Source organism: Pseudomonas sp. NPDC079367, assembly GCF_044542195.1.
GTDB lineage: Bacteria > Pseudomonadota > Gammaproteobacteria > Pseudomonadales > Pseudomonadaceae > Aquipseudomonas.
The window spans coordinates 37,711-58,283 of record NZ_JBITTW010000031.1; the positions used below are offsets into that span (position 1 = coordinate 37,711).

17 protein-coding genes are annotated in these 20,573 nt (G+C 60.7%); 5 read left to right on the forward strand and 12 right to left on the reverse strand.

Features of this window, described 5'->3' with window-relative positions; genetic code table 11:
- Positions 1–87: 87 nt before the first annotated feature.
- The 11 genes from acs to dksA form a co-directional block, all read right to left on the reverse strand.
- Positions 88–2,025 carry an acetate--CoA ligase gene (gene acs / locus ACIGDJ_RS20800; RefSeq protein ID WP_397479505.1) on the reverse strand — a complete coding sequence of 646 codons (1,938 nt, stop codon included), beginning with the start codon at positions 2,023–2,025 and terminating at the stop codon, positions 88–90.
- A 248-nt stretch (positions 2,026–2,273) separates the two neighbouring features.
- On the reverse strand, positions 2,274–3,938 hold the full coding sequence (gene pgi / locus ACIGDJ_RS20805) for a glucose-6-phosphate isomerase (RefSeq protein ID WP_101157631.1): 1,665 nt from the start codon (positions 3,936–3,938) through the stop codon (positions 2,274–2,276).
- 378 nt (positions 3,939–4,316) lie between these two features.
- Entirely contained in the window at positions 4,317–5,177 is an 861-nt protein-coding gene (gene panC / locus ACIGDJ_RS20810; RefSeq protein WP_101157633.1) for a pantoate--beta-alanine ligase, read from the reverse strand.
- Positions 5,174–5,974, reverse strand: a complete 801-nt coding sequence (gene panB, locus ACIGDJ_RS20815; protein WP_101157635.1) for a 3-methyl-2-oxobutanoate hydroxymethyltransferase — start codon at positions 5,972–5,974, stop codon at positions 5,174–5,176. Before panB ends, panC begins: the two co-directional genes overlap by 4 nt.
- 398 nt (positions 5,975–6,372) lie before the next feature.
- Entirely contained in the window at positions 6,373–6,858 is a 486-nt protein-coding gene (gene folK / locus ACIGDJ_RS20820; protein WP_101157637.1) for a 2-amino-4-hydroxy-6-hydroxymethyldihydropteridine diphosphokinase, read from the reverse strand.
- Positions 6,859–6,861: 3 nt separating this feature from the next.
- Positions 6,862–8,262 carry a polynucleotide adenylyltransferase PcnB gene (locus ACIGDJ_RS20825; RefSeq protein ID WP_178081161.1) on the reverse strand — a complete coding sequence of 467 codons (1,401 nt, stop codon included), beginning with the start codon at positions 8,260–8,262 and terminating at the stop codon, positions 6,862–6,864.
- Between the two features lie 736 nt (positions 8,263–8,998).
- On the reverse strand, positions 8,999–10,435 hold the full coding sequence (locus ACIGDJ_RS20830; protein ID WP_397479504.1) for a sigma-54-dependent transcriptional regulator: 1,437 nt from the start codon (positions 10,433–10,435) through the stop codon (positions 8,999–9,001).
- Positions 10,436–10,457: 22 nt separating this feature from the next.
- Complete coding sequence (locus tag ACIGDJ_RS20835) at positions 10,458–13,412, reverse strand: sensor histidine kinase (protein WP_178081162.1); 2,955 nt, start codon at positions 13,410–13,412, stop codon at positions 10,458–10,460.
- Positions 13,396–13,572 carry a hypothetical protein gene (locus ACIGDJ_RS20840; RefSeq protein ID WP_003176118.1) on the reverse strand — a complete coding sequence of 59 codons (177 nt, stop codon included), beginning with the start codon at positions 13,570–13,572 and terminating at the stop codon, positions 13,396–13,398. The genes ACIGDJ_RS20835 and ACIGDJ_RS20840 overlap by 17 nt, the downstream gene beginning before the upstream one ends.
- A 77-nt stretch (positions 13,573–13,649) precedes the next feature.
- Complete coding sequence (gene gluQRS / locus ACIGDJ_RS20845; protein WP_397479503.1) at positions 13,650–14,546, reverse strand: tRNA glutamyl-Q(34) synthetase GluQRS; 897 nt, start codon at positions 14,544–14,546, stop codon at positions 13,650–13,652.
- 195 nt (positions 14,547–14,741) lie between these two features.
- Positions 14,742–15,185 (reverse strand): RNA polymerase-binding protein DksA, encoded by a 444-nt coding sequence (dksA, locus tag ACIGDJ_RS20850; RefSeq protein WP_101157646.1) that lies wholly within the window; start codon positions 15,183–15,185, stop codon positions 14,742–14,744.
- A gap of 333 nt (positions 15,186–15,518) precedes the next feature.
- On the opposite strand from dksA, the gene ACIGDJ_RS20855 reads away from it, so the two are divergent.
- Both ACIGDJ_RS20855 and sfsA read left to right on the forward strand, forming a co-directional pair.
- Complete coding sequence (locus ACIGDJ_RS20855) at positions 15,519–16,688, forward strand: pyridoxal phosphate-dependent aminotransferase (protein ID WP_313005901.1); 1,170 nt, start codon at positions 15,519–15,521, stop codon at positions 16,686–16,688.
- Complete coding sequence (sfsA, locus tag ACIGDJ_RS20860) at positions 16,688–17,401, forward strand: DNA/RNA nuclease SfsA (protein ID WP_101157650.1); 714 nt, start codon at positions 16,688–16,690, stop codon at positions 17,399–17,401. The genes ACIGDJ_RS20855 and sfsA overlap by 1 nt, the downstream gene beginning before the upstream one ends.
- Here the strand turns inward: sfsA and ACIGDJ_RS20865 are convergent.
- Positions 17,398–17,715 (reverse strand): Rieske (2Fe-2S) protein, encoded by a 318-nt coding sequence (locus ACIGDJ_RS20865; RefSeq protein WP_101157652.1) that lies wholly within the window; start codon positions 17,713–17,715, stop codon positions 17,398–17,400. The two genes, sfsA and ACIGDJ_RS20865, sit on opposite strands and share 4 nt — an antisense overlap.
- A gap of 164 nt (positions 17,716–17,879) precedes the next feature.
- Here ACIGDJ_RS20865 and ACIGDJ_RS20870 point away from each other — a divergent pair, with 164 nt between their 5' ends.
- Genes ACIGDJ_RS20870 through ACIGDJ_RS20880 form a run of 3 tightly spaced genes read left to right on the forward strand, consistent with a single transcriptional unit; the run spans position 17,880 to position 20,553 of the window.
- On the forward strand, positions 17,880–18,752 hold the full coding sequence (locus ACIGDJ_RS20870) for a hemin ABC transporter substrate-binding protein (RefSeq protein WP_101157654.1): 873 nt from the start codon (positions 17,880–17,882) through the stop codon (positions 18,750–18,752).
- A 50-nt stretch (positions 18,753–18,802) separates the two neighbouring features.
- Complete coding sequence (locus ACIGDJ_RS20875; RefSeq protein WP_178081163.1) at positions 18,803–19,786, forward strand: iron ABC transporter permease; 984 nt, start codon at positions 18,803–18,805, stop codon at positions 19,784–19,786.
- Complete coding sequence (locus ACIGDJ_RS20880) at positions 19,786–20,553, forward strand: heme ABC transporter ATP-binding protein (RefSeq protein WP_101157658.1); 768 nt, start codon at positions 19,786–19,788, stop codon at positions 20,551–20,553. The genes ACIGDJ_RS20875 and ACIGDJ_RS20880 overlap by 1 nt, the downstream gene beginning before the upstream one ends.
- Positions 20,554–20,573 lie beyond the last annotated feature (20 nt).

Below are 20,573 nucleotides of genomic sequence, written 5' to 3' on the forward strand. Positions count from 1 at the left end.
TCGCGTGATGGCCTTCACGAGCAGGCGCGCTCCCACAGTGCAATGCGATCACCTGTGGGAGCGAGCCTGCTCGCGAAGCTTTTGAAGCTATTGATTCAAACGCTTGTCGACCAGATCCTGCACCACACTCGGATCAGCCAGGGTTGAAGTGTCGCCTAGACTGTCGAGTTCATTGCAGGCAATCTTGCGCAGGATTCGCCGCATGATCTTGCCCGATCGGGTTTTCGGCAGCGCCGGCGCCCACTGAATCAGGTCTGGTTTGGCGAAGCTGCCGATCTCCTTGCTGACGTGCGCCAGCAGGTCGTTTTTCAACGCTTCGTTGGCCTCGGTGCCGTTCATTGGTGTGACGAACGCGTAGATGCCCTGGCCTTTGACGTCGTGGGGATAACCGACCACGGCGGCCTCGGCGATGCTGTCGTGCAGCACCAGCGCGCTTTCCACTTCGGCGGTGCCGATGCGGTGACCGGAGACGTTGATGACGTCGTCGATGCGTCCGGTGATCCAGTAATCGCCGTCCTCGTCGCGGCGGGCGCCGTCGCCGGTGAAGTAATAGCCGGGATAGGGCTTGAAGTAGGTATCGATCATCCGCTGCGGATCGCCGTAGACGCTGCGAATCTGCGCCGGCCAGCTCGACTTGATCGCCAGCACGCCGCTGCCGGCACCTTTGATTTCCTTGCCGACTTCGTCGAGCAACACCGGTTGCACGCCGAACATCGGTTGCGTCGCGCAGCCGGGCTTGATTCGTTGGGCACTGACCAGCGGGCTGAGCATGATGCCGCCGGTTTCTGTCTGCCACCAGGTGTCGACGATCGGGCAGCGCTGTTCACCGACGGCATTGAAATACCATTCCCACGCTTCGGGGTTAATCGGCTCACCGACGCTGCCGAGCAATCTGAGGCTGGCGCGCGAAGTTTCCTTCAATGGTTCGGCGCCTTCACGCATCAACGCACGCAGGGCGGTCGGCGCGGTGTAGAAAATGTTCACCTTGTGCTTGTCGATCACTTGCCAGAACCGCGAACTGTTTGGGTAGCTCGGCACGCCTTCGAACATCAATGTCGTCGCACCGTTGGCCAGCGGCCCGTAGACGATGTAACTGTGGCCGGTGACCCAGCCGACGTCGGCGGTGCACCAGAACACTTCGCCGTCGCGGTAATCAAGTACGTATTTGAAGGTCATCGCTGCTTGCAGCAAATAGCCGCCGGTGGTGTGCAGCACGCCTTTGGGTTTGCCGGTGCTGCCGGAGGTGTAGAGGATGAACAACGGGTCTTCGGCGTCCATTGGTTCCGGCGGGCAGTCGTCGCTGACCTCGCGCACCGCCTGGTGATACCAGAGGTCGCGGCCTTCGACCCAATCGACTTGGCCTTGAGTGCGCTCGACCACCACCACGGTGCTGACGTTCGGGCAACTTTGGAGGGCTTTGTCGACGTTGCTTTTCAGTGACACAAAGCGGCCGCCGCGCACGCCTTCATCGGCCGTGATCACGGTACGGCAGTCGGCGTCGAGGATGCGGTCGCGCAGCGAATCCGGGGAGAATCCGCCGAACACCACCGAATGAATCGCGCCGATTCGCGCGCAGGCGAGCATGGCGTAGGCGGCTTCGGGAATCATCGGCATGTAGATGCAGACCCGATCGCCTTTCTTCACGCCACGGCTTTTCAGCACGTTGGCCAGCCGGCAGACGTGGTGATGGAGTTTGTTGTAGGTGATCTGCGCAGATTCGCCAGGGTCATCGCCTTCCCAGAGCAGGGCCGTCTGCTCGCCGCGTTGGTCAAGGTGACGGTCGATGCAGTTGTAGCTGACGTTGAGCTTGCCGCCGGCAAACCAGGCCGCTTCGCCGGTTTTCAGGTCATAGCGCTGCACGGTCTGCCACGGTGTGCTCCAGTCGAGAAAACGTGTGGCCTGCTCGGCCCAGAAAGCGCTGGGGTGTTCAATCGATTCGCGGTACAGGCGCCGATACTCGTCCTGGCTCAACTGAGCAGCCTGGCGCACGGCATCGGCTTTGGGGAACGTGCTGATATCGAACATGACGATTCCTTATTCTTGTGGTGCGACACGAATAAAGATGCGCCGAGAGGGCGAAGGGTTCAAGCCTGAACAGGAAGTCGATGGCGATTATGGAATTCAGGTATACACAGAACAACTGTGGAGCGGGCTTGCTCGCGAATACGGTGTGTCAGTCAACAGAGAGGCTGAATGATTCACCGCGTTCGCGAGCAAGCCCGCTTCCACATTCGGACCACGTTGACCACAGTTTTGTGGCCAATTTAGTCATATCACCCGCGATGACGCCCGCGGAAGTAGTTGATCAGGCCCTGAGTCGAGGCGTCATCGGCAACGGTTTCATCGCTGCCGACCAGACGGTTGTAGACGCCTTTGCCCAGCTCCTTGCCCAGTTCCACGCCCCACTGATCGAAGGCATTGATGCCCCAGACCACGCTCTGCACGAACACTTTGTGTTCATACATGGCAACCAGTGCGCCGAGGCGACGCGGACTGATGCGCTCGACCACCAACGTGTTGCTCGGACGGTTGCCCGGGATCACCTTGTGCGGCGCAAGTTTGCGCACGTCGTCTTCGCTCATGCCTTTGTCGCGCAGTTCGGCTTCGGCTTCTGGCAGGGTCTTGCCGAGCATCAGTGCCTGGCTCTGCGACAGGCAGTTGGCGTACAGCCACTGATGGTGGTCGGAAACCGGATTGAAGCTGACGATCGGCACGATGAAGTCAGCCGGAATCAGCTGGGTGCCCTGGTGCAGCAACTGGTGGTAAGCGTGCTGACCGTTGCAGCCGACGCCGCCCCAGATTACCGGACCGGTATCGGTCGATACCGAGGTGCCGTCCTGACGCACGCTCTTGCCATTGGATTCCATGTCCAGTTGTTGCAAGTGCTTGGTGATGTTGCGCAGGTAGTGGTCGTACGGCAGGATCGCGTGGCTTTGCGCGCCCCAGAAGTTGCCATACCAGACGCCAAGCAGGGCCAGAAGCACCGGCATGTTCTGTTCGAACGGCGCGGTCTGGAAATGCTGGTCCATGGTGTAGGCACCGGACAGCAGTTCCTTGAAGTTGGACATGCCGATGGCCAGGGCAATTGGCAAACCAATCGCCGACCACAGCGAGTAACGGCCGCCAACCCAGTCCCACATCGGGAAGATGTTTTCTTCGCGAATACCGAACGCCACGGCTGCCGCGTTATTACTCGAGACGGCGATAAAGTGACGATACAGCTCGGCTTCCGAACCGCCCTGCGCCAGGTACCACGCACGGGCAGCCTGGGCATTCTTCAGGGTTTCGAGGGTGTTGAACGACTTCGACGAAACGATGAACAGCGTGGTCTCGGCGCGCAGTTTCTGCGTCAGCTCGTGAAACTCACTGCCGTCGATGTTCGCCAGATAGTGGCAACGCACGCCTTTCTGCGCGTAGGAAAGCAGCGCTTCGGACACCAGTTCGGGGCCAAGGAACGAGCCACCGATGCCGATGTTGACCACGTCAGTGATCGGCTTCTCGGTGTAGCCGCGCCACAGGCCGTCGTGGATGCGGCCGACCAGATCGGTGATCTGGTTGAGTACCTTGTGCACTTCCGGCATCACGTTGACGCCGTTGACCGACAACTTGTCGCCGACCGGGCGGCGCAGGGCGGTGTGCAGGGCCGGACGGGCTTCGGAGGCGTTGACGATTTCGCCGTCGAACAGCGCTTTGATTGCGCCCTTCAGATCGACTTCGTTGGCCAGACCCACCAGCAGGTTGCGGGTCTGGGCGTTGATCAAATTCTTCGAATAATCGAGAAACAGGCCGCAGCTGCTGAGAGTGAACTGATTGAAACGCTGCGGATCGGCGTTGAAGGCTTCGCGCATGCTGAAATCCTGCATCGCTTGGCGGTGATCTTTCAACGCTTGCCAGGCGGGCAGAGCGGTAACGTCGTGAGGAGTGCGGTAGTACGCCATCGCTGCGGTTTTCCTTTTTACTTGAACGGCCTTTTGAACACGGTACAGATCAACCATGCCTTTTATCGCATGGGATCAACTGCGTCGACACGATAACTGGACACAGGGCGAATACAGTAAACCTCGCGCTGCGTTCTGTCTTGACTTTGTCTGACCAGATCCCTGTACTTTTTTAACATTCGCAGTGGAATCTGCCCGACAAACGGAGATGCGCGGAAGACTTCCACCCACCCGGCATGCCCGACGATAATTTCTGCAGCACCGAAAACACCTGTGGGAGCGAGCCTGCTCGCGAAGGCGTCGTGTCAGTCAACTTATAAGTCGCTGATACACCGCCTTCGCGAGCAGGTTCGCTCCCACAGGGAAATTCGTTGCTGTTTAAATCGGGCTGTCGAGATTCAGATGCAGGTTGTCGATCAACCGCGTGGTGCCGAGGAACGCTGCTACCAGAATTACCAGATCGCGATCTTCCGCCGTCGCCGTACGCAAGCTCAGGCCATGGCGGATCTCCAGATAATCCGGACGCAGACCCGCGGCTTCCAGCACTTGCAACTGCGTAGCGATCAGCGCCGGATAGCCGCGTTCGCCTTGCTTGATCGCTTCGGCAATGTTGCTCAGCACGCGGTAGACCACCGGTGCCACGGCACGCTGGTCTTCATTGAGAAAACCGTTGCGCGACGACAATGCCAGACCGTCCGCTGCACGCACGGTCGGCTCGCCGATGATCTGAATCGGCATGTTCAGGTCATGCACCAGCGCGCGGATGACTGCCAGTTGCTGGTAATCCTTCTGGCCGAAAATCGCCAGATCTGGCTGGACCATGTTGAACAGCTTGCTGACCACCGTCGCCACGCCTTCGAAGTGCCCCGGACGGCTGGCGCCACACAGACCTTCGGATAATTGCGGCACGCTGACCCGGGTCTGACCGGCCATGCCATCGGGATACATTTCTTCAACGGTTGGCGCAAACAGCAGATCGCAACCGGCTTCGAGGAGTTTTTCCTGATCGGCTGCGAGGGTGCGCGGGTATTTGTCGAGGTCTTCACCGGCACCGAATTGCAGCGGGTTAACGAAAATACTCGCGACCACGAAGTCCACTCGCTGTGTGGCCTTGGTGATCAACGCAACGTGGCCGCTGTGCAGGTTGCCCATGGTCGGCACGAAGCCGATGCGCTTGCCTTCACTGCGCGCGCGGGCGACGGCGGCGCGCAGTTCGCGTACGGTTTTGACGGTGTTCATGCAGAGAATCCGTGTTCGATGCCGGGGAACGTAGTGGCTTTGACTTCGTTGACGTAAGCCTTCAACGCAGCCTGGATGCTGTCCTGACCGTGCATGAAGTTCTTGACGAATTTGGGTACACGGCCGGTGATCGACAGGCCGAGCATGTCGTGCAATACCAGTACCTGGCCGTCGGTAGCGTTGCCGGCGCCGATGCCGATCACCGGAATGCTCACGGCCTGGCTGATTTCCGCTGCCAGTTCGCTCGGCACGCATTCGAGCAGCAGCATGGCCGCGCCGGCCTGCTCCAGCGCGATCGCATCGGCACGCATCTGGCGCGCCTGGTTCTCGTTGCGGCCCTGCACTTTATAGCCACCGAGGAGGTTCACCGCCTGCGGGGTCAGGCCCATGTGCGCACACACCGGGACACCGCGTTCGGCCAGCAGGCGGATCGACTCCGCCAGCCACAGCTGACCTTCAACTTTGACCATGTGCGCACCGGCCTGCATCAGCAGGGCGCTGTTGGTCATGGTTTGTTCGAGGGTGGCATTGGCCATGAACGGCAGGTCGGCGAGGATCAAGGCATCGCCATTGCCGCGCTTGACGCTGGCGACGTGGTAGGCCATTTCCGCCGTGGTCACCGGCAGAGTGCTGTCGTGACCCTGCAGGACCATACCGAGGGAGTCGCCGACCAGCAGCACTTCGACACCAGCCTCATTGCAGGCATGTGCGAAGGTCGCGTCATAGCAGGTCAGCATGGTGATCTTTTCACCTTTCTGCTTGAGGCTCTGGAGCGTGGTCAGGGTGATGGCTGGCATGTAAAAAATCCTCGTTCAGGCGCTCTGGAAACTGCTGCGAGTCACGCGCGTGATTTTTCATCTACTCAGGCGCACGGTCTTGTGTCGTGCTTTGAAAGGCCTGGATTGCGCCCGTTCATGCCGGGTTGGCGGCAGCGGGACGCCTATAGTCGTGATGAGCCAACAGGAAGTCAATTGCGTGTGTTACCGCATTGTTACGCGGGCAGTGTTACCGGCGTTACTGATGCGATTCAGCGGCGCGGCGGGCCTGATTCGGGGGATTTTTGTCTGACAAGAATCATGAATATCGCCCGATCAACTGTAGGAGCTGTCCAGTGAAACGAGGCTGCGATCTTTTGATCTTTAGAATAAAGATCAAAAGATCGCTGCGTTCCGCAGCTCCTACAGGGGAATTTGGGTCAGGGCTGGAAGATGCGTTCAAGGCCGACGAACGGGCAGGCGGCGAGCAGGTCGGAGAGGGCGCGGCCATCGGCAAGCCGCAGGTCTTGCGGCGCCAGTTCTGCGAGAGGATAGAGTACGAACGCCCGCTCCTGAATCTGATAATGCGGGACTTTCAGCCGTGGCTCATCGATCAGGCGATCGCCGAACAGCAGAATATCCAGATCCAGCGTGCGTGGCCCCCAACGCTCCAGACGCTCACGTCCCTGCTCATTCTCGATCGCCTGCAAGGCGTCGAGCAGCTCGATCGGAGCAAGCGAGCTATCGAGGGCGACGACAGCATTGGTGTAACGCGGCTGGCCGGGCAACAGCGAATCGCTTTGATAAAAGCTGGAAACGCCAGCGAGGGTGGTCTGCGGCAATTGCTCCAGCGCCGCGACGGCGCTGCGCAATTGTCCGGCCGGGTCAGCGAGGTTGCTGCCCAAGCCAATATAGATGCGCTCCATGGCTTATTCGCCCGTTGCGCTCGATGCGCCGGCGCGCTTGCGCTTGGAACCGCCGCTGCGGCGACGTTTGCGCGGTGCGCCGCTGGCATCGTCACCCTTGCCGCTGAGGTCGCGGATCATGTCGCGGCGCTCGCTGTCGTTGGCGTCCTGATAATCGGTCCACCATTCGCCGAGGCCGTCGGTCTCCTCACCGGCGCTTTCACGCAGCAGGAGGAAATCGTAACCGGCACGAAAGCGCGGGTTGTCCAGCAACAGATCGGCGCGTTTGCCACTGCGGCGTGGCAGGCGTTCCTGCATGTCCCAGATTTCGCGGATCGGCATGGTGAAGCGCTTCGGAATCGCGATGCGCTGGCACTGCTCGGCAATCAGTTCGTGAGCGGCTTCCTGCATCGCCGGAATCGGCGGCATGCCACGTTCCTGCAGACGCAACACGCGCGCCGGTAGCGCCGGCCACAACAGCGCAGCGAAGAGGAACGCCGGGGTTACCGGTTTGTTCTGCTTGATGCGCAGGTCGGTGTTGGTCAGGGCTTCGCTGATCAGCGTGTGGGTGTATTGCGGATTGTATTCCAGCGCTTCGGCACTGGCCGGGAACAGCGGGGCGAACAGTTGCAGATCGACCAGCATTTCAAAGGTGATCGCGCCGTGACCGGAGAGGAACAGCTTGAGCACTTCTTCGAACAGCCGCGCCGACGGGATCTCGCGCAGCATCGGCGCCAATTCGCGGATCGGCTGCACGGTGTGCTTTTCGATGCCGAAATTGAGCTTGGCGGCAAACCGTACGGCCCGCAGCATGCGCACTGGGTCTTCCTGGTAACGCTGCTTCGGGTCACCGATCAGACGGATCAGATGATTGCGGATGTCGTGCACGCCATTGGCGTAATCGAGAATGCGCTCGCTGACCGGATCGTAATACAGGGCGTTGATGGTGAAGTCGCGGCGTTGCGCGTCTTCTTCCAGGGTGCCGTAGACGTTATCGCGCAGAATCCGCCCGCTCTCGTTGCGCGAAGACTGATTGCTGTCTTCGTCGTGTTCGTTGACCGGGTGATTGGCGCGGAAGGTCGCGACTTCAATGATTTCGCGACCGAAATGGATATGCACCAGCTTGAAGCGACGGCCAATGATCCGCGCATTGCGGAATTCGGCGCGGACCTGCTCGGGGGTGGCGCTGGTGGCGACGTCGAAATCCTTGGGCGTGATGCCCAGCAGCATGTCACGCACGCAACCACCGACCAGGTAAGCCTGGTAACCGGCACCTTGCAGGCGTTCGACGATATTCACCGCATAGCGGCTGAATTGCGTTTTCTGCAGCGAGTGTTGGCCGCTGTTGAGCACTTCAGGGGTGCTGCGGATGTGTTGCGTACGACGCACGGGAGTTCGGAATGACTGGAACAGCTTCTTCAGCATGGGATGCACTGTTTGAAGGAATGTTCGGCCATACCAAAAGAATGACCGCATGATGGGCGCAGATTCTAGCATTTAGTCGGGGGATGGTGTAGGAGACAGCAGATTCAAGCTGAAAGCCGCAAGTTACAAGGGGGCGAGCGGGGTAGACCGGAGGATTTTTTACAGAAGGGAGAAACTACAAGGGGAGCCGAAGCTCCCCAAGAAGTAGTTGCGTGCTCTTTTTATTATTGATTCGGGCTTCTTGTTTTTGTTGAGTGCCCTCGCCACGAAGTGCTTCCTTCGTGACCCTCCCAATCGGGAGCCAAGAGCAAACGGATTGCTTTGGTCGCTGAATTGCAGTGATCTGTCGATCCAACCAGTACAGGCTCTGTCTTAGGACAGTTTTTGTTGTTCTCGGCCTGGTCGTGGGGCAAGCCCCAAATACAACGCCTCTCCAAAAGAATCAGTTAGCTGCGCCTCTCGCCGTCTTGTTTTTATTGTGCGTGAGTCGATTCGTCTTATTTTTATTGTCTTGTGCATTGCTTGTTATTGTTCTTGTACCAAACATATAGCAGGGTGCGTGCCAACTTTTGCGAACCCCAACAAAACAAGGGGTTAGGTCGTTATGGCCGTTTTCCAGGGACGAAAAAAAGCCGGGGTTTCGTTACCGATAACCCCGGCTTCTGTTACGTGAATCGACTGCGGTAACAGTTTTTTCACAATCTCGTGCGTTACCTGCGCAAGCGACAGGTAACGTTCAGCTCTCGCTCGCTACGCCGGTCTTGCGCCGTGGAATGCCCAGACGCTGGCGGCGTTCCCACAGGCATTTGCGACTCACACCCAGTTTGCGCGCCAGTTCGGTTTCGGTCATGTGGTCCTGGTGCTCGAGGACGAAGTGCTGGAAGTAGTCTTCCAGGGACAGGTCTTCGGTCGGCTCATGGCTGTTGTTGCTGGCGTTACCTGCGGTTTGTGGCGGCAGGCCGATGAACTCGTCGTCGTCCAGATCGCTCAGTTCGATGTCGATACCCAGCAGGTCGGCCGAGATTTCCGGGCTTTCGCTGAGAATCACGGCGCGCTCTACGGCGTTTTCCAACTCTCGCACATTACCCGGCCAGGAATAATGCCGGATGGCCTGTTCGGCATCGGCGGCAAATCTCAGATCGGTACGATTGATGCGCGCGCTCTGGCGAGCGAGGAAAGCATTGGCGATTTCGTTTACGTCGGCGCCACGCTCGCGCAGCGGCGGCAGTTTCAGAGCAATCACGTGCAGACGGTAATAAAGGTCTTCACGGAACTGGCCGATTTTCGCCAGGCTTTTCAGATCGCGGTGGGTTGCAGCGATCAGGCGCACATCGACTTTCTGCGACTGCACTGAGCCGACCCGGCGAATTTCGCCTTCCTGCAAGACGCGCAACAGGCGGGCCTGGGCTTCCAGTGGCAGTTCGCCGATCTCATCAAGGAACAACGTGCCGCCGTCCGCCGCTTCGACCAGACCGGCACGCCCGGCGCTGGCGCCAGTGAACGCGCCTTTCTCGTGGCCGAACAGTTCGGACTCGATCAGGCTTTCCGGAATGGCTGCGCAGTTCACCGAAATCATCGGCGCCTTGGCGCGTTTCGACAGATTGTGCAGAGCGCGGGCCACCAGCTCTTTACCGGTGCCGGATTCGCCCTGGATGAGCACGTTGGAATCGGTTGGCGCGACCTTGCGGATCTTGCTGTAAAGATCCTGCATCGGCGGGCACGAACCGATGATGCCGATTTCGCCATTGCTGTTATCCACAGCGGCTTTCCCGTTGCCGGTGGCAGGCTTGCTCGCGGTGGCTTCGCCGGCAGCTGGCGTCGACTGGCGATCGCGCAGGATCCGCGCAACGGCCTGGAGCATCTCATCGTGGTCGAACGGTTTGGCAATGTAATCGACAGCGCCCATTTTCATCGAGTCGACCGCCGAGCGCAGGCTGGCGTAACTGGTCATGATCAGCACCGGCGTGCCCTGGCCGAGCTTGATCAGCTCAGTACCCGGGGCGCCGGGCAGGCGCAGGTCGCTGACGATCAGGTCGAACGTAGGAATGGTGAAGCGCTCTTGTGCTTCCTGCACTGATCCGGCTTCGCTGACCTGGTACTGATTGCGTTCCAGCAGGCGGCGCAAGGCGGAGCGGATAATGGTTTCGTCTTCGACGATCAAAATGTGCGGCATTGATTCGATACTCTCGACGGTCTCAGTTCACAGCGGACGTCGCTTCGACATGACGCGGTAAGGTCACCCGGATACGGGTGCCGCGTTGGCTTTGTACATCAGCCGGGCTGTCGATGGTGATTTGTCCATAATGCTCTTCAACGATGGAATAGACCAGTGCAAGGCCCAGACCGGTGCCTTCACCCGGATCCTTGGTGGTGAAGAAAGGTTCGAACAATCGGTCCATGATGCTCGATGGAATACCGCTGCCTTCGTCTTCGACGATCAGATCGACCGTGTGTTCGCCGGCTTCGCTCTTGACCCGTACCGCACTGTGCGGCGGCGAAGCGTCGCGGGCGTTGGAGAGCAGGTTGATCAGCACCTGGGCGAGCCGTTGCGGGTCACCTTCGACCCAATGGTCGGGATCACACAGGTTGTAGAACTGCACTTCGAAATTACGCCGGTTCAGCGCCAGCAGGCCGATGGCGTCCTGCGCGACTTCGGCCAGACACACCGGTTCGTCACTGTGCTGATGGCTGCCGGCATGGGCGAAACTCATCAGCGACTGAACGATGCGCGAGACGCGTTTGGTCTGCTCGAGAATCTGCCCGCTGATTTCCGTCAGCTCGCCGTCGTCTTCGCGCTCCTCGCGCAGGTTCTGCGCCAGACAGGCGATGCCGGTGATCGGGTTGCCGATTTCGTGGGCCACCCCCGCCGCCAGCCGACCGATGCTGGCCAGGCGTTCGGAATGCACCAGTTTGTCTTCGAGCATCTGCGTTTCGGTCAGATCTTCCACCAGCAACACCAAACCACTGTTACCTGGCGCCAGCGGTTCATCGATCGCCGCTTTATGCAGGTTCAGCCAGCGCGTCTGGCCATCGAGTGTCAGGTGCTGTTTGTGTAAATGCTCATCGGGCAGGTTGATGAAGCCCTGCAGCAGATCTTTCCATGGCTCGCCAATGGTACTCAAGCGCGAGCCGACGACACGCTGCGCGGCAATCCCGGTGAGTTCCTCCATGGCCCTGTTCCACATCAGGATTTCCTGATCCTTGGCCAACGAGCAGACGCCCATCGGCAGTTCCTGCAAGGTCTGGCGGTGATAGCGGCGCAGCGCATCGAGTTCGGCGGCAAGCCCGGTAAGGCGCGAGTGGTAATCCTCGAGCCGGCTTTCAATGAAGTGAATGTCTTCGGTGACGTAGTTTTCGCCACCCGCCTTGTACGGCAGGAAGGTTTCCACCATGTCCTGGGCCACGCTCGGGCCCATCAGCCCGGACAGGTTGGCCTCGATGCGGTCGCGCAAACGGCGCAAGGCGTACGGGCGGCGCTCGTCGAAGGGCAGATACAAGTCGCGCAACGCTTGCTCGACTTCCTTCTGCGCAGCCTTGGCACCCAGCGGTTTGGCCAGTTGCGTAGCGAACTCCTGCGGAGAGGCGGCGTGCAGCTCTCGACGTTGCGGGCGGCGCACGTTGTCCACCGCACAGGCTTCGGCCGCGCTGGCTTCTTCCGGGCTGGCGTTGGTGAACAGCGAAATCAAAGTGAACATCAACACGTTGGCGGCCAGCGAGGCAATGGCCGCCATGTGCCAGCTGGTGTCGTCGAGCACGTAGATCATGTTCAGCAGCGGAATGTAAAAACCCTGCAGATTGCCGACCAGCGGCAGCAGCATGGTCACCACCCAGACCGTGATCCCCGCCAACAGACCGGCAATGAAGCCGCGGCGGTTGGCGGTCGGCCAGTACAACACCGACAACACCCCGGGCAAAAATTGCAGGGTCGCAACGAACGCGACGATGCCGAGGTTGGCCAGATCCTGTTCGACGCCGAGCATCAGGTAGAAACCGAAACCGGCCATGATGATCGCCACGATCAGCGCCCGGCGGGTCCATTTCAGCCAGCGGTAGATATTGCCCTCGGCCGGCGGCTGATAGAGCGGCAGCACCAGATGGTTCAGCGCCATGCCCGACAAAGCCAGCGTGGTGACGATGATCAAGCCGCTGGCAGCGGACAGACCACCGACGTAGGCAAGCAAAGCCAGCGGTTTGCTGTTGGCGGCGATGCCGATGCCGAGGGTGAAATATTCCGGGTCGGTGGTAGCACCCAGTTTCAGCCCGGCCCAGAGAATCAGCGGTACGGCGAGACTCATCAGCAGCAGAAACAGCGGCAGGCCCCAACTGGCGCTGACCAGCGAGCGTGGGTTGAGGTTTTCGGTGAAAGTCATGTGATACATGTGCGGCATCACGATCGCCGAGGCGAAGAACACCAACAACAGCGTGCGCCACGGGCCTTCCTGCAACGGCGTGTGCAGAGCAGCGAGGGCAGTCTGGTTCTGCAGCAGCCACAATTCGAGTTGTTGCGGGCCGTCGAACACGCCATACAGCGCATACAGGCCAACGCCGCCGAGGGCGATCAGTTTGATGATCGACTCAAAGGCAATCGCGAACACCAGCCCTTCATGTTTCTCGCGCGTGGCGATATGCCGGGAGCCGAAGAAAATCGTGAACAGAATGATCAGCGCACAGAACGCCAGCGCCACGCGGCTCTGCACGCGCTCGCCGGTCAGGATGCCGATGGAGTCGGCCACTGCCTGGATCTGCAGGGCCAGCAACGGCAGCACGCCGATCAGCATGAAAATCGTGGTCAGCGCACCGGCCCAAGTGCTGCGAAAGCGGAAGGCAAACAGGTCGGCCAGCGACGACAGTTGATAGGTGCGGGTGATCTTCAGGATCGGATATAGCAGCACCGGCGCCAGCAGAAACGCACCGGACACGCCGAGATAGCTGGACAGAAAGCCGTAACCGTACTGATAGGCCAGGCCCACTGTGCCGTAGAACGCCCAGGCACTGGCGTAAACCCCCAGCGACAAGGTGTAGGTCAACGGGTGGCGAATGATCGCGCGCGGGATCATGCCCCGTTCGCTGACCCAGGCAACGCCGAACAGCGCCGCCAGGTACGCGGCGCTGATCAGGATCATCTGGGTCAGGCTAAAGCTCATCGGCATCTTTTTGGCTCTGCAGGATGAAGGTCACAACAATCAGGATCAGCCAGAGCAGATAAGGGCGATACCAGGCGCCCGTCGCGTCGATCCACCAATCCATGATGGCGGGGGAGAACAGGTAGATCCCGACGACCAAAAGCAGGACCAAGCGATAGATGTACATCCCGGCCTCTCTTTTTTATGCACGTGCCCGAAAACGTGCGGCGATGGTAACGGATGGGCGCGCGACTGCAAGTGTCGTCATTGCAGTTGCGCTTCGGGCAGGGTCAGTGTGCGCGGGATCTTTTCGGCATCCCAGTGCGCGCAGCCCCAGGCCAGCAGTTCGCGCGGCGAAGCGTGCGCCAGCTCGCTGCCAGGATTCTGCCCCAGCGCGCGCAAGGCCCGCAGCAGCAACGGCGTGGCCTGATCGGCTTCAAGCGGTGGCGAGCGGTAGGACTTGCCGAGTTTGTTGCCGTCCGGTTGGGTGATCAGCGGCAGATGCAGATAGCGCGGCTGTTTCATACCGAGCAGTTCCTGCAGATACAGCTGTCGCGGCGTGGAATCGAGCAGATCGGCGCCACGGACGATGTCGGTAATGCCTTGCCAGGCGTCGTCGAGCACCACCGCCAATTGATAGGCGTATAGACCGTCGCGCCGACGAATGACGAAGTCGCCGACGTCGCGGCCCAGGTGCTGGCGGTATTCGCCCTGCACGCGATCGATAAAGTGGTATTCAAGCTCCGGCACGCGCAGGCGGATCGCGGCGTCGTGCTGATCGTGGCCGGCGTTGCGGCAAAACCCCGGATAAATGCCGTGATACGGCTCCAGTTGTTTTCGCGAGCAGGTGCAGGCATAGGCCAGACCGTGATTGAACAGCCTGTCGAGCACCTCGGCGTAGGCCGCATTCCGATCGCTCTGGCGCACCATTTCGCCGTCCCATTCGAAGCCGTAACTCTCCAGCGCCTTGAGAATCGCCGCTTGCGCACCGGGCTCTTCGCGCGGCGGGTCGAGATCTTCCATGCGCACCAGCCAGCGCCCGCCAACCGAGCGGGCATCGAGATAGGACGCCAGCGCAGCAACCAGCGAACCGAAGTGCAGGTGACCACTGGGGGTAGGGGCAAAGCGGCCGATGTAGGCGAGGGATGTCTTGGCAGTCATGGAGGCGATAAGAGCTATTCAGAATTTACGCAGGTTACCCCTGTGAGAGCGGGCTTGCTCGCGAAAGCGTCAGTTCAGACAACCTGGATGTTGAATGACACACCGCATTCGGGAGCAAGCCCCCTCCCACAAAAGCAGGAACCGCACAAACAAAAACGGAGCGTTCGCACGCTCCGTTTTTCGTTCAGATCGAGATTACTTGCCGACCTGCTTTTCCTTGATTTCCGCCAGGGTCTTGCAGTCGATGCACAGATCCGCAGTCGGACGGGCTTCGAGGCGCTTGACGCCGATCTCGATGCCGCAGGACTCGCACCAGCCGTACTCTTCGTCTTCGATCAGTTGCAACGTCTTGTCGATTTTCTTGATCAGCTTGCGCTCGCGATCGCGGGCGCGCAGTTCGAGGGCGAATTCTTCTTCCTGGCTGGCACGGTCGGCCGGGTCGGGGAAGTTGGCCGCTTCGTCTTTCATGTGATCAACCGTACGGTCGACTTCCTGCATCAAGTCCAGTTTCCACTTGTTCAGGATCTTGGTGAAATGCGCGCGCATCGGGGCGCCCATGTACTCTTCACCCGCCTTCGGAACGTAAGGTTCGAAGCCGCTGATCGTCGCTTGCTGCTGTTGCTTTGCTTGGGTGGACATGAAATAGACCGCCTCTACTCTTGTAATCCATTGCGCAGGATTGCTCCATCACCGACACCTGCCGGCCCTGCGGCTGCAAGCGGGCGAACTTACCAGATCAAATCAGCCTGCGCTACTCCCGGATGTCGAGCCCCCGGCGGGTGGCGCTTGCAGATGTTTGGCAAGCCGTGTCTGTGGGGTTGGAGACCTGTTCAATCACTGATTTTAGTCAATCCTGGAGCGTACGTTCAGATCGTTACAGTCCAGCGTTCTTGAGGCTGTGACCTTCACGGGTTCTCGCTCGTTCCGGCAGACAGGTAGAATCGTCTCTTTTTTCCTGTCGAAGGCAATCCAATGGCCCCCTACAGTGCGCGCAGTCGTGCGATCGAACCGTTCCATGTGATGGCGCTGCTGGCGCGGGCCAATGAATTGCAGGCTGAAGGCCACGACGTGATTCATCTGGAAATCGGCGAGCCGGATTTCACCACCGCCGAACCGATCATCCGCGCCGGACAAGCTGCGTTGACGGCGGGCAAGACTCGCTACACCGCTGCCCGTGGCATTCCCGAACTGCGCGAGGCGATCGCCGGGTTTTACCAGTCGCGCTACGGCCTGAATATTGACCCGCGGCGGATTCTGATCACACCCGGCGGCTCCGGCGCGCTGTTGCTCGCCAGTGCCCTGTTGGTCGATCCGGGTAAACACTGGCTGCTCGCCGACCCGGGCTACCCGTGCAATCGGCATTTCTTGCGGCTGGTCGAAGGTGCGGCGCAACTGGTGCCGGTCGGGCCGGAGGTGCGTTACCAATTGACCCCGGATCTGATCGAGCGGCATTGGGATCACGACAGTGTCGGCGCCCTTGTCGCTTCGCCGGCCAACCCGACGGGCACTTTGCTGACTCGTGATGAACTGGCCGGGTTATCCACAGCGATCAAAGCCAGACACGGGCATCTGGTGGTGGACGAGATCTACCACGGCCTGACCTACGGCACTGATGCCGGCAGTGTGCTGGAAGTCGATGACAACGCTTTTGTCCTCAACAGTTTCTCCAAGTATTTCGGCATGACCGGTTGGCGCCTGGGCTGGCTGGTGGCGCCAGACGCGGCGGTCAGCGAACTGGAAAAACTCGCGCAGAACCTCTACATCAGCGCGCCGAGCATGGCGCAGTACGCAGCGCTGGCCTGTTTCGAGCCGGCCACCATCGTGATTCTTGAAGAGCGCCGCGCCGAATTTGCGCGCCGTCGCGACTTCCTCCTGCCGGCGCTGCGTGAACTCGGTTTCAACATCGCCGTTGAGCCGGAAGGCGCGTTTTACCTGTACGCCGATATCAGCCGTTTCGGCGGTGATGCCTTCGCGTTCTGCCGACATTTCCTCGAAACCGAGCACGTCGCCTTCACACCCGGACTGGATTTCGGCCGCTACCAGGCCGGCCATCACGTGCGCTTCGCTTACACACAAAACCTCGCACGTTTACAGGAAGCCGTGGAGCGCATCGCGCGCGGTTTGAAGAGCTGGCAAGGCTGATGCGCTTTTATCCAGCTCTGGAAGAGGCGCGACTGATCCGTCGCTACAAGCGTTTTCTTGCCGATATCGAAACCGTTAGCGGCGAGTTGCTGACCATTCACTGTCCGAACACCGGTTCGATGCTCAATTGCCAAGTCGAGGGCGGGCAGGTCTGGTTCAGTCGCTCCAACGACCCGAAACGCAAATTGCCTGGCACTTGGGAGATTGGCGAAACCCCGCAGGGTCGGCTGTTCTGCGTCAACACCGGGCGCGCCAATGGTCTGGTCGAGGAAGCCTTGCAGGCCGGTGTGATCACCGAACTGGCCGGGTTTACCGCATTGAAGCGTGAAGTTGCGTACGGGCAGGAAAAAAGCCGCATCGACTTCCGCCTCGAATATCCCAGCGGCCCGGCGTATGTCGAAGTGAAAAGCGTCACCCTCGGCTTCGACGGCACGGCGGTAGCGGCGTTTCCCGATGCGGTGACCCAGCGCGGCGCCAAGCATCTGCGTGAGCTGGCGCATCTGGCGCGCGACGGCATTCGGGCGGTGCAGTTTTACTGTGTGAACCTCACCGGCATTGACGCCGTGCGCCCGGCCGAGGAGATTGATTGGGCTTACGCCGAGGCGTTACGTGAGGCGGTCGCCTGCGGTGTCGAGGTGCTGGCTTACGGCGTGCGTCTCGACCATGAAGAGATGGTCATCGACCGTCGACTTGATGTGCGGCTGAACGGTTAAACATCGACCCACACGCCTTGTGTATCTTCCCGGCATTTGATCGCCGTGAGCGATTGCCCGGCGCACGGGCCGGCAACGCACTCGCCGTCCTCGATCAGAAACAGTGCGCCGTGGCTGGCGCACTGGATCAGGCTGTTGCTCGGGTCGAGAAACTGGTCGGGCTGCCATTCAAGTCCGACGCCGCGATGCGGGCAGCGATTGAGATAAACGTAGGCCTGCCCGCCGCGACGCACGGCAAACAGCTTTTTGCCTTCGATAACGAAACCGCGACTGTCGGCCTCGGCCAAATCGCAGCCGGTGCAAAGGAACTTCATGGCTATCCTCTAGTGTCCGCTCGTGTCTGGATATGTCCGAGCTTGACGTTCAAATGCAAACAATTATCAAATGGCGGCCTTCTCCCAAAGGGAGTCTGGCCGTTGCCGAGGATACTTGGCTCGCTGCGCCGATGCCCGGGAAACCTTGTTCAAGGAAGCTGTATATGCGCCCGAAAACCCGCGTTGCCATGCTGTGCGCCGGCCTTTTGCTCAGCCATCAGGCGGCCGCAGCGGATTTACCGCAACGCTGGGTCAGCGCCGGCGGCGCGCTGTCGGAATGGGTCAGCGCGTTGGGCGGCGAGTCGAAGCTGGTTGGGGTCGACACCACCAGTCAGCATCCCGAATCGATGCAGGCGCTGCCTAGCATTGGCTATCAGCGCAGCCTGTCGGCCGAAGGCATCTTGAGCCTGCGCCCGGACATTCTGATCGGCACCGAAGAAATGGGCCCGCCGCCGGTTTTGGCGCAAGTCAAAGCCGCCAAGGTGAATGTCGAGTTGTTCTCGGCACAGCCTGATCTGCCGACGCTGGAAAAGAATGTCACTCATCTGGGCCAGTTGCTCGGTGCGCAAGAGGAAGCGGCGCAACTGCTGCAGACTTATCAACAGCAACTCCAAGCGCAGGAAGTGCGAGTTGCCCAAGTGCAAACCACACGCAAAGCCCCGGACGTGTTGCTGCTGGTTGGGCACGCCGGCGGCAAGCCGTTGATCGCCGGCAAGGACACTGCCGCCGATTGGCTGCTGCAACAGGCCGGCGGGCACAATCTTGCGACGCATACCGGCTACAAACCGTTTTCAGTGGAATCTCTCGCCAGCCTCGATCCCGAAGTGCTGGTGTTCGCCGACCGAGCGTTGACGGGCGAAGCGGCAAAAACCGCGTTGTTCAAGGAAAATCCGATTCTCAATTCCAGCCGTGCGGCCAAGGCCGGACGGGTAATGGAGCTGGATCCGACGTTGCTGGTTGGCGGACTCGGGCCGCGGCTGCCGGCAGCACTGAGGACCCTGACTGACGGTTTCTACCCCGCCAAGGGCGGCCAATGACCATACTGGTCAGACCCCGTGGCTTGTTTATCGGCCTGACATTGGTGTGTCTGCTGGCGATCTGGCTGTCGCTGGCGCTGGGGCCGGTGAGCCTGCCGTTGTTCGATACCTTGCGCGCGGCGCTGCGTCTGATCGGCGTGCCATTGGCGCCGCAAGGATTGGAGCAGGCTGAGCTGATTCTCGGCCAGATCCGCCTGCCGCGAACCTTGCTCGGGTTGGCGGTCGGAGGCGTGCTGGCGCTGTCCGGGGTGGCGATGCAGGGCTTGTTTCGTAATCCGCTGGCCGATCCGGGGCTGGTCGGGGTGTCCAGTGGCGCGGCACTCGGCGCAGCGATTGCGATTGTCGGCGGATCGTTCTTTGGCGGCCTGCCGGAGTGGTTCGGGCCGTATCTGTTGTCGGTGTGTGCGTTTCTCGGCGGGCTCGGAGTGACGGCGCTGGTCTATCGGCTGGGCCGGCGCAACGGTCAGACGCATGTGGCGACCATGTTGTTGGCCGGTATCGCGCTGACGGCGCTGGCCAGTTCGGCGGTCGGTCTGTTCACTTATCTGGCCGATGACGCCACGCTGCGCACCCTGACCTTCTGGAACCTCGGCAGCCTTAATGGCGCCAGTTACGCGCGGCTGTGGCCACTGCTGATCATCTCCATCGGCGTCGCGCTGTGGCTGCCGCGTCGGGCCAAGGCATTGAATGCCTTGTTGCTCGGCGAATCCGAGGCCGGTCATCTAGGCATCAATGTCGAACGGCTCAAGCGCGAACTGGTGTTCTGCACCGCGCTGGGTGTCGGCGCGGCGGTGGCTGCGGCTGGCATGATCGGTTTTGTCGGGCTGGTGGTCCCGCACTTGGTGCGCCTGCTGGCCGGCCCCGATCACAAAGTTCTGTTGCCGGCCTCTGTTCTGGCGGGTGCGAGCCTGTTGTTGCTGGCCGATCTGGTGGCGCGCCTGGCGTTGGCGCCGGCGGAGTTGCCGATCGGCATTGTCACCGCGTTCATCGGCGCGCCGTTCTTTCTTTATCTGCTGCTGCGAGGGCGTGCCTGATGTTGTCTGCGCACAATGTGCATGTCCGCCGTGGCCGCAAGGCTGTGCTCAGCGGGGTCACGCTGCAACTCGAGCCCGGTGAAGTGCTTGGCGTGCTGGGGCCGAACGGCGCCGGGAAAAGCACGTTGCTTGGTGCATTGTGTGGTGAGTTGCTCGCCAGTGACGGCGACGTCTCGCTGGATGGTCAGGCGTTGAGTCACTGGAGCGGACCGCAACGGGCGCAACGACTGGCGGTGTTGCCGCAGGTTTCGACACTGGACTTTGCCTTCGCCGTCGAAGAGGTCGTCGGCATGGGCCGTTTGCCTTACCAGACCGGGCGCGTGCGTGACGACGAGATTGTCGCGGCGGCGCTGGCCGCCGCCGATGCCGGTCACCTGAGTGGGCGCAGTTATCTGGCATTGTCCGGTGGCGAGCGTCAGCGCGTGCACCTGGCGCGGGTACTGGCGCAGCTGTGGCCGGGGCAGGCAGGGCAAGTCTTGTTGCTCGACGAACCGACATCCATGCTCGATCCGCTGCATCAGCACACCACGTTGCAAGCGGTGCGCGAGTTCGCCGATCGCGGCGCGGCAGTGCTGGTGATCCTGCATGATCTGAATCTGGCAGCACGCTATTGTGATCGGGTGCTGTTGCTGGAGGACGGCCGTCCGGTTGCGCTGGATACCCCGCGGCAGGTGCTGCGTCCGGACACGCTCAAAGCGGTGTTCGGCCTGGAGGTTTTGGTACAGCCGCACCCGGAGCGTGGGCATCCGCTGATCATCGCCCGCTGAATTCGTCATCGAGGTGTCGC

Coding starts and splice junctions, on each gene's coding strand:
- acs (WP_397479505.1), bottom strand. CDS start 2,025: ATGTTCGATATCAGCACGTTCCCCAAAGCCGATGCCGTGCGCCAGGCT.
- pgi (WP_101157631.1), bottom strand. CDS start 3,938: ATGGCGTACTACCGCACTCCTCACGACGTTACCGCTCTGCCCGCCTGG.
- panC (WP_101157633.1), bottom strand. CDS start 5,177: ATGAACACCGTCAAAACCGTACGCGAACTGCGCGCCGCCGTCGCCCGC.
- panB (WP_101157635.1), bottom strand. CDS start 5,974: ATGCCAGCCATCACCCTGACCACGCTCCAGAGCCTCAAGCAGAAAGGT.
- folK (WP_101157637.1), bottom strand. CDS start 6,858: ATGGAGCGCATCTATATTGGCTTGGGCAGCAACCTCGCTGACCCGGCC.
- ACIGDJ_RS20825 (WP_178081161.1), bottom strand. CDS start 8,262: ATGCTGAAGAAGCTGTTCCAGTCATTCCGAACTCCCGTGCGTCGTACG.
- ACIGDJ_RS20830 (WP_397479504.1), bottom strand. CDS start 10,435: ATGCCGCACATTTTGATCGTCGAAGACGAAACCATTATCCGCTCCGCC.
- ACIGDJ_RS20835 (WP_178081162.1), bottom strand. CDS start 13,412: ATGCCGATGAGCTTTAGCCTGACCCAGATGATCCTGATCAGCGCCGCG.
- ACIGDJ_RS20840 (WP_003176118.1), bottom strand. CDS start 13,572: ATGTACATCTATCGCTTGGTCCTGCTTTTGGTCGTCGGGATCTACCTG.
- gluQRS (WP_397479503.1), bottom strand. CDS start 14,546: ATGACTGCCAAGACATCCCTCGCCTACATCGGCCGCTTTGCCCCTACC.
- dksA (WP_101157646.1), bottom strand. CDS start 15,185: ATGTCCACCCAAGCAAAGCAACAGCAGCAAGCGACGATCAGCGGCTTC.
- ACIGDJ_RS20855 (WP_313005901.1), top strand. CDS start 15,519: ATGGCCCCCTACAGTGCGCGCAGTCGTGCGATCGAACCGTTCCATGTG.
- sfsA (WP_101157650.1), top strand. CDS start 16,688: ATGCGCTTTTATCCAGCTCTGGAAGAGGCGCGACTGATCCGTCGCTAC.
- ACIGDJ_RS20865 (WP_101157652.1), bottom strand. CDS start 17,715: ATGAAGTTCCTTTGCACCGGCTGCGATTTGGCCGAGGCCGACAGTCGC.
- ACIGDJ_RS20870 (WP_101157654.1), top strand. CDS start 17,880: ATGCGCCCGAAAACCCGCGTTGCCATGCTGTGCGCCGGCCTTTTGCTC.
- ACIGDJ_RS20880 (WP_101157658.1), top strand. CDS start 19,786: ATGTTGTCTGCGCACAATGTGCATGTCCGCCGTGGCCGCAAGGCTGTG.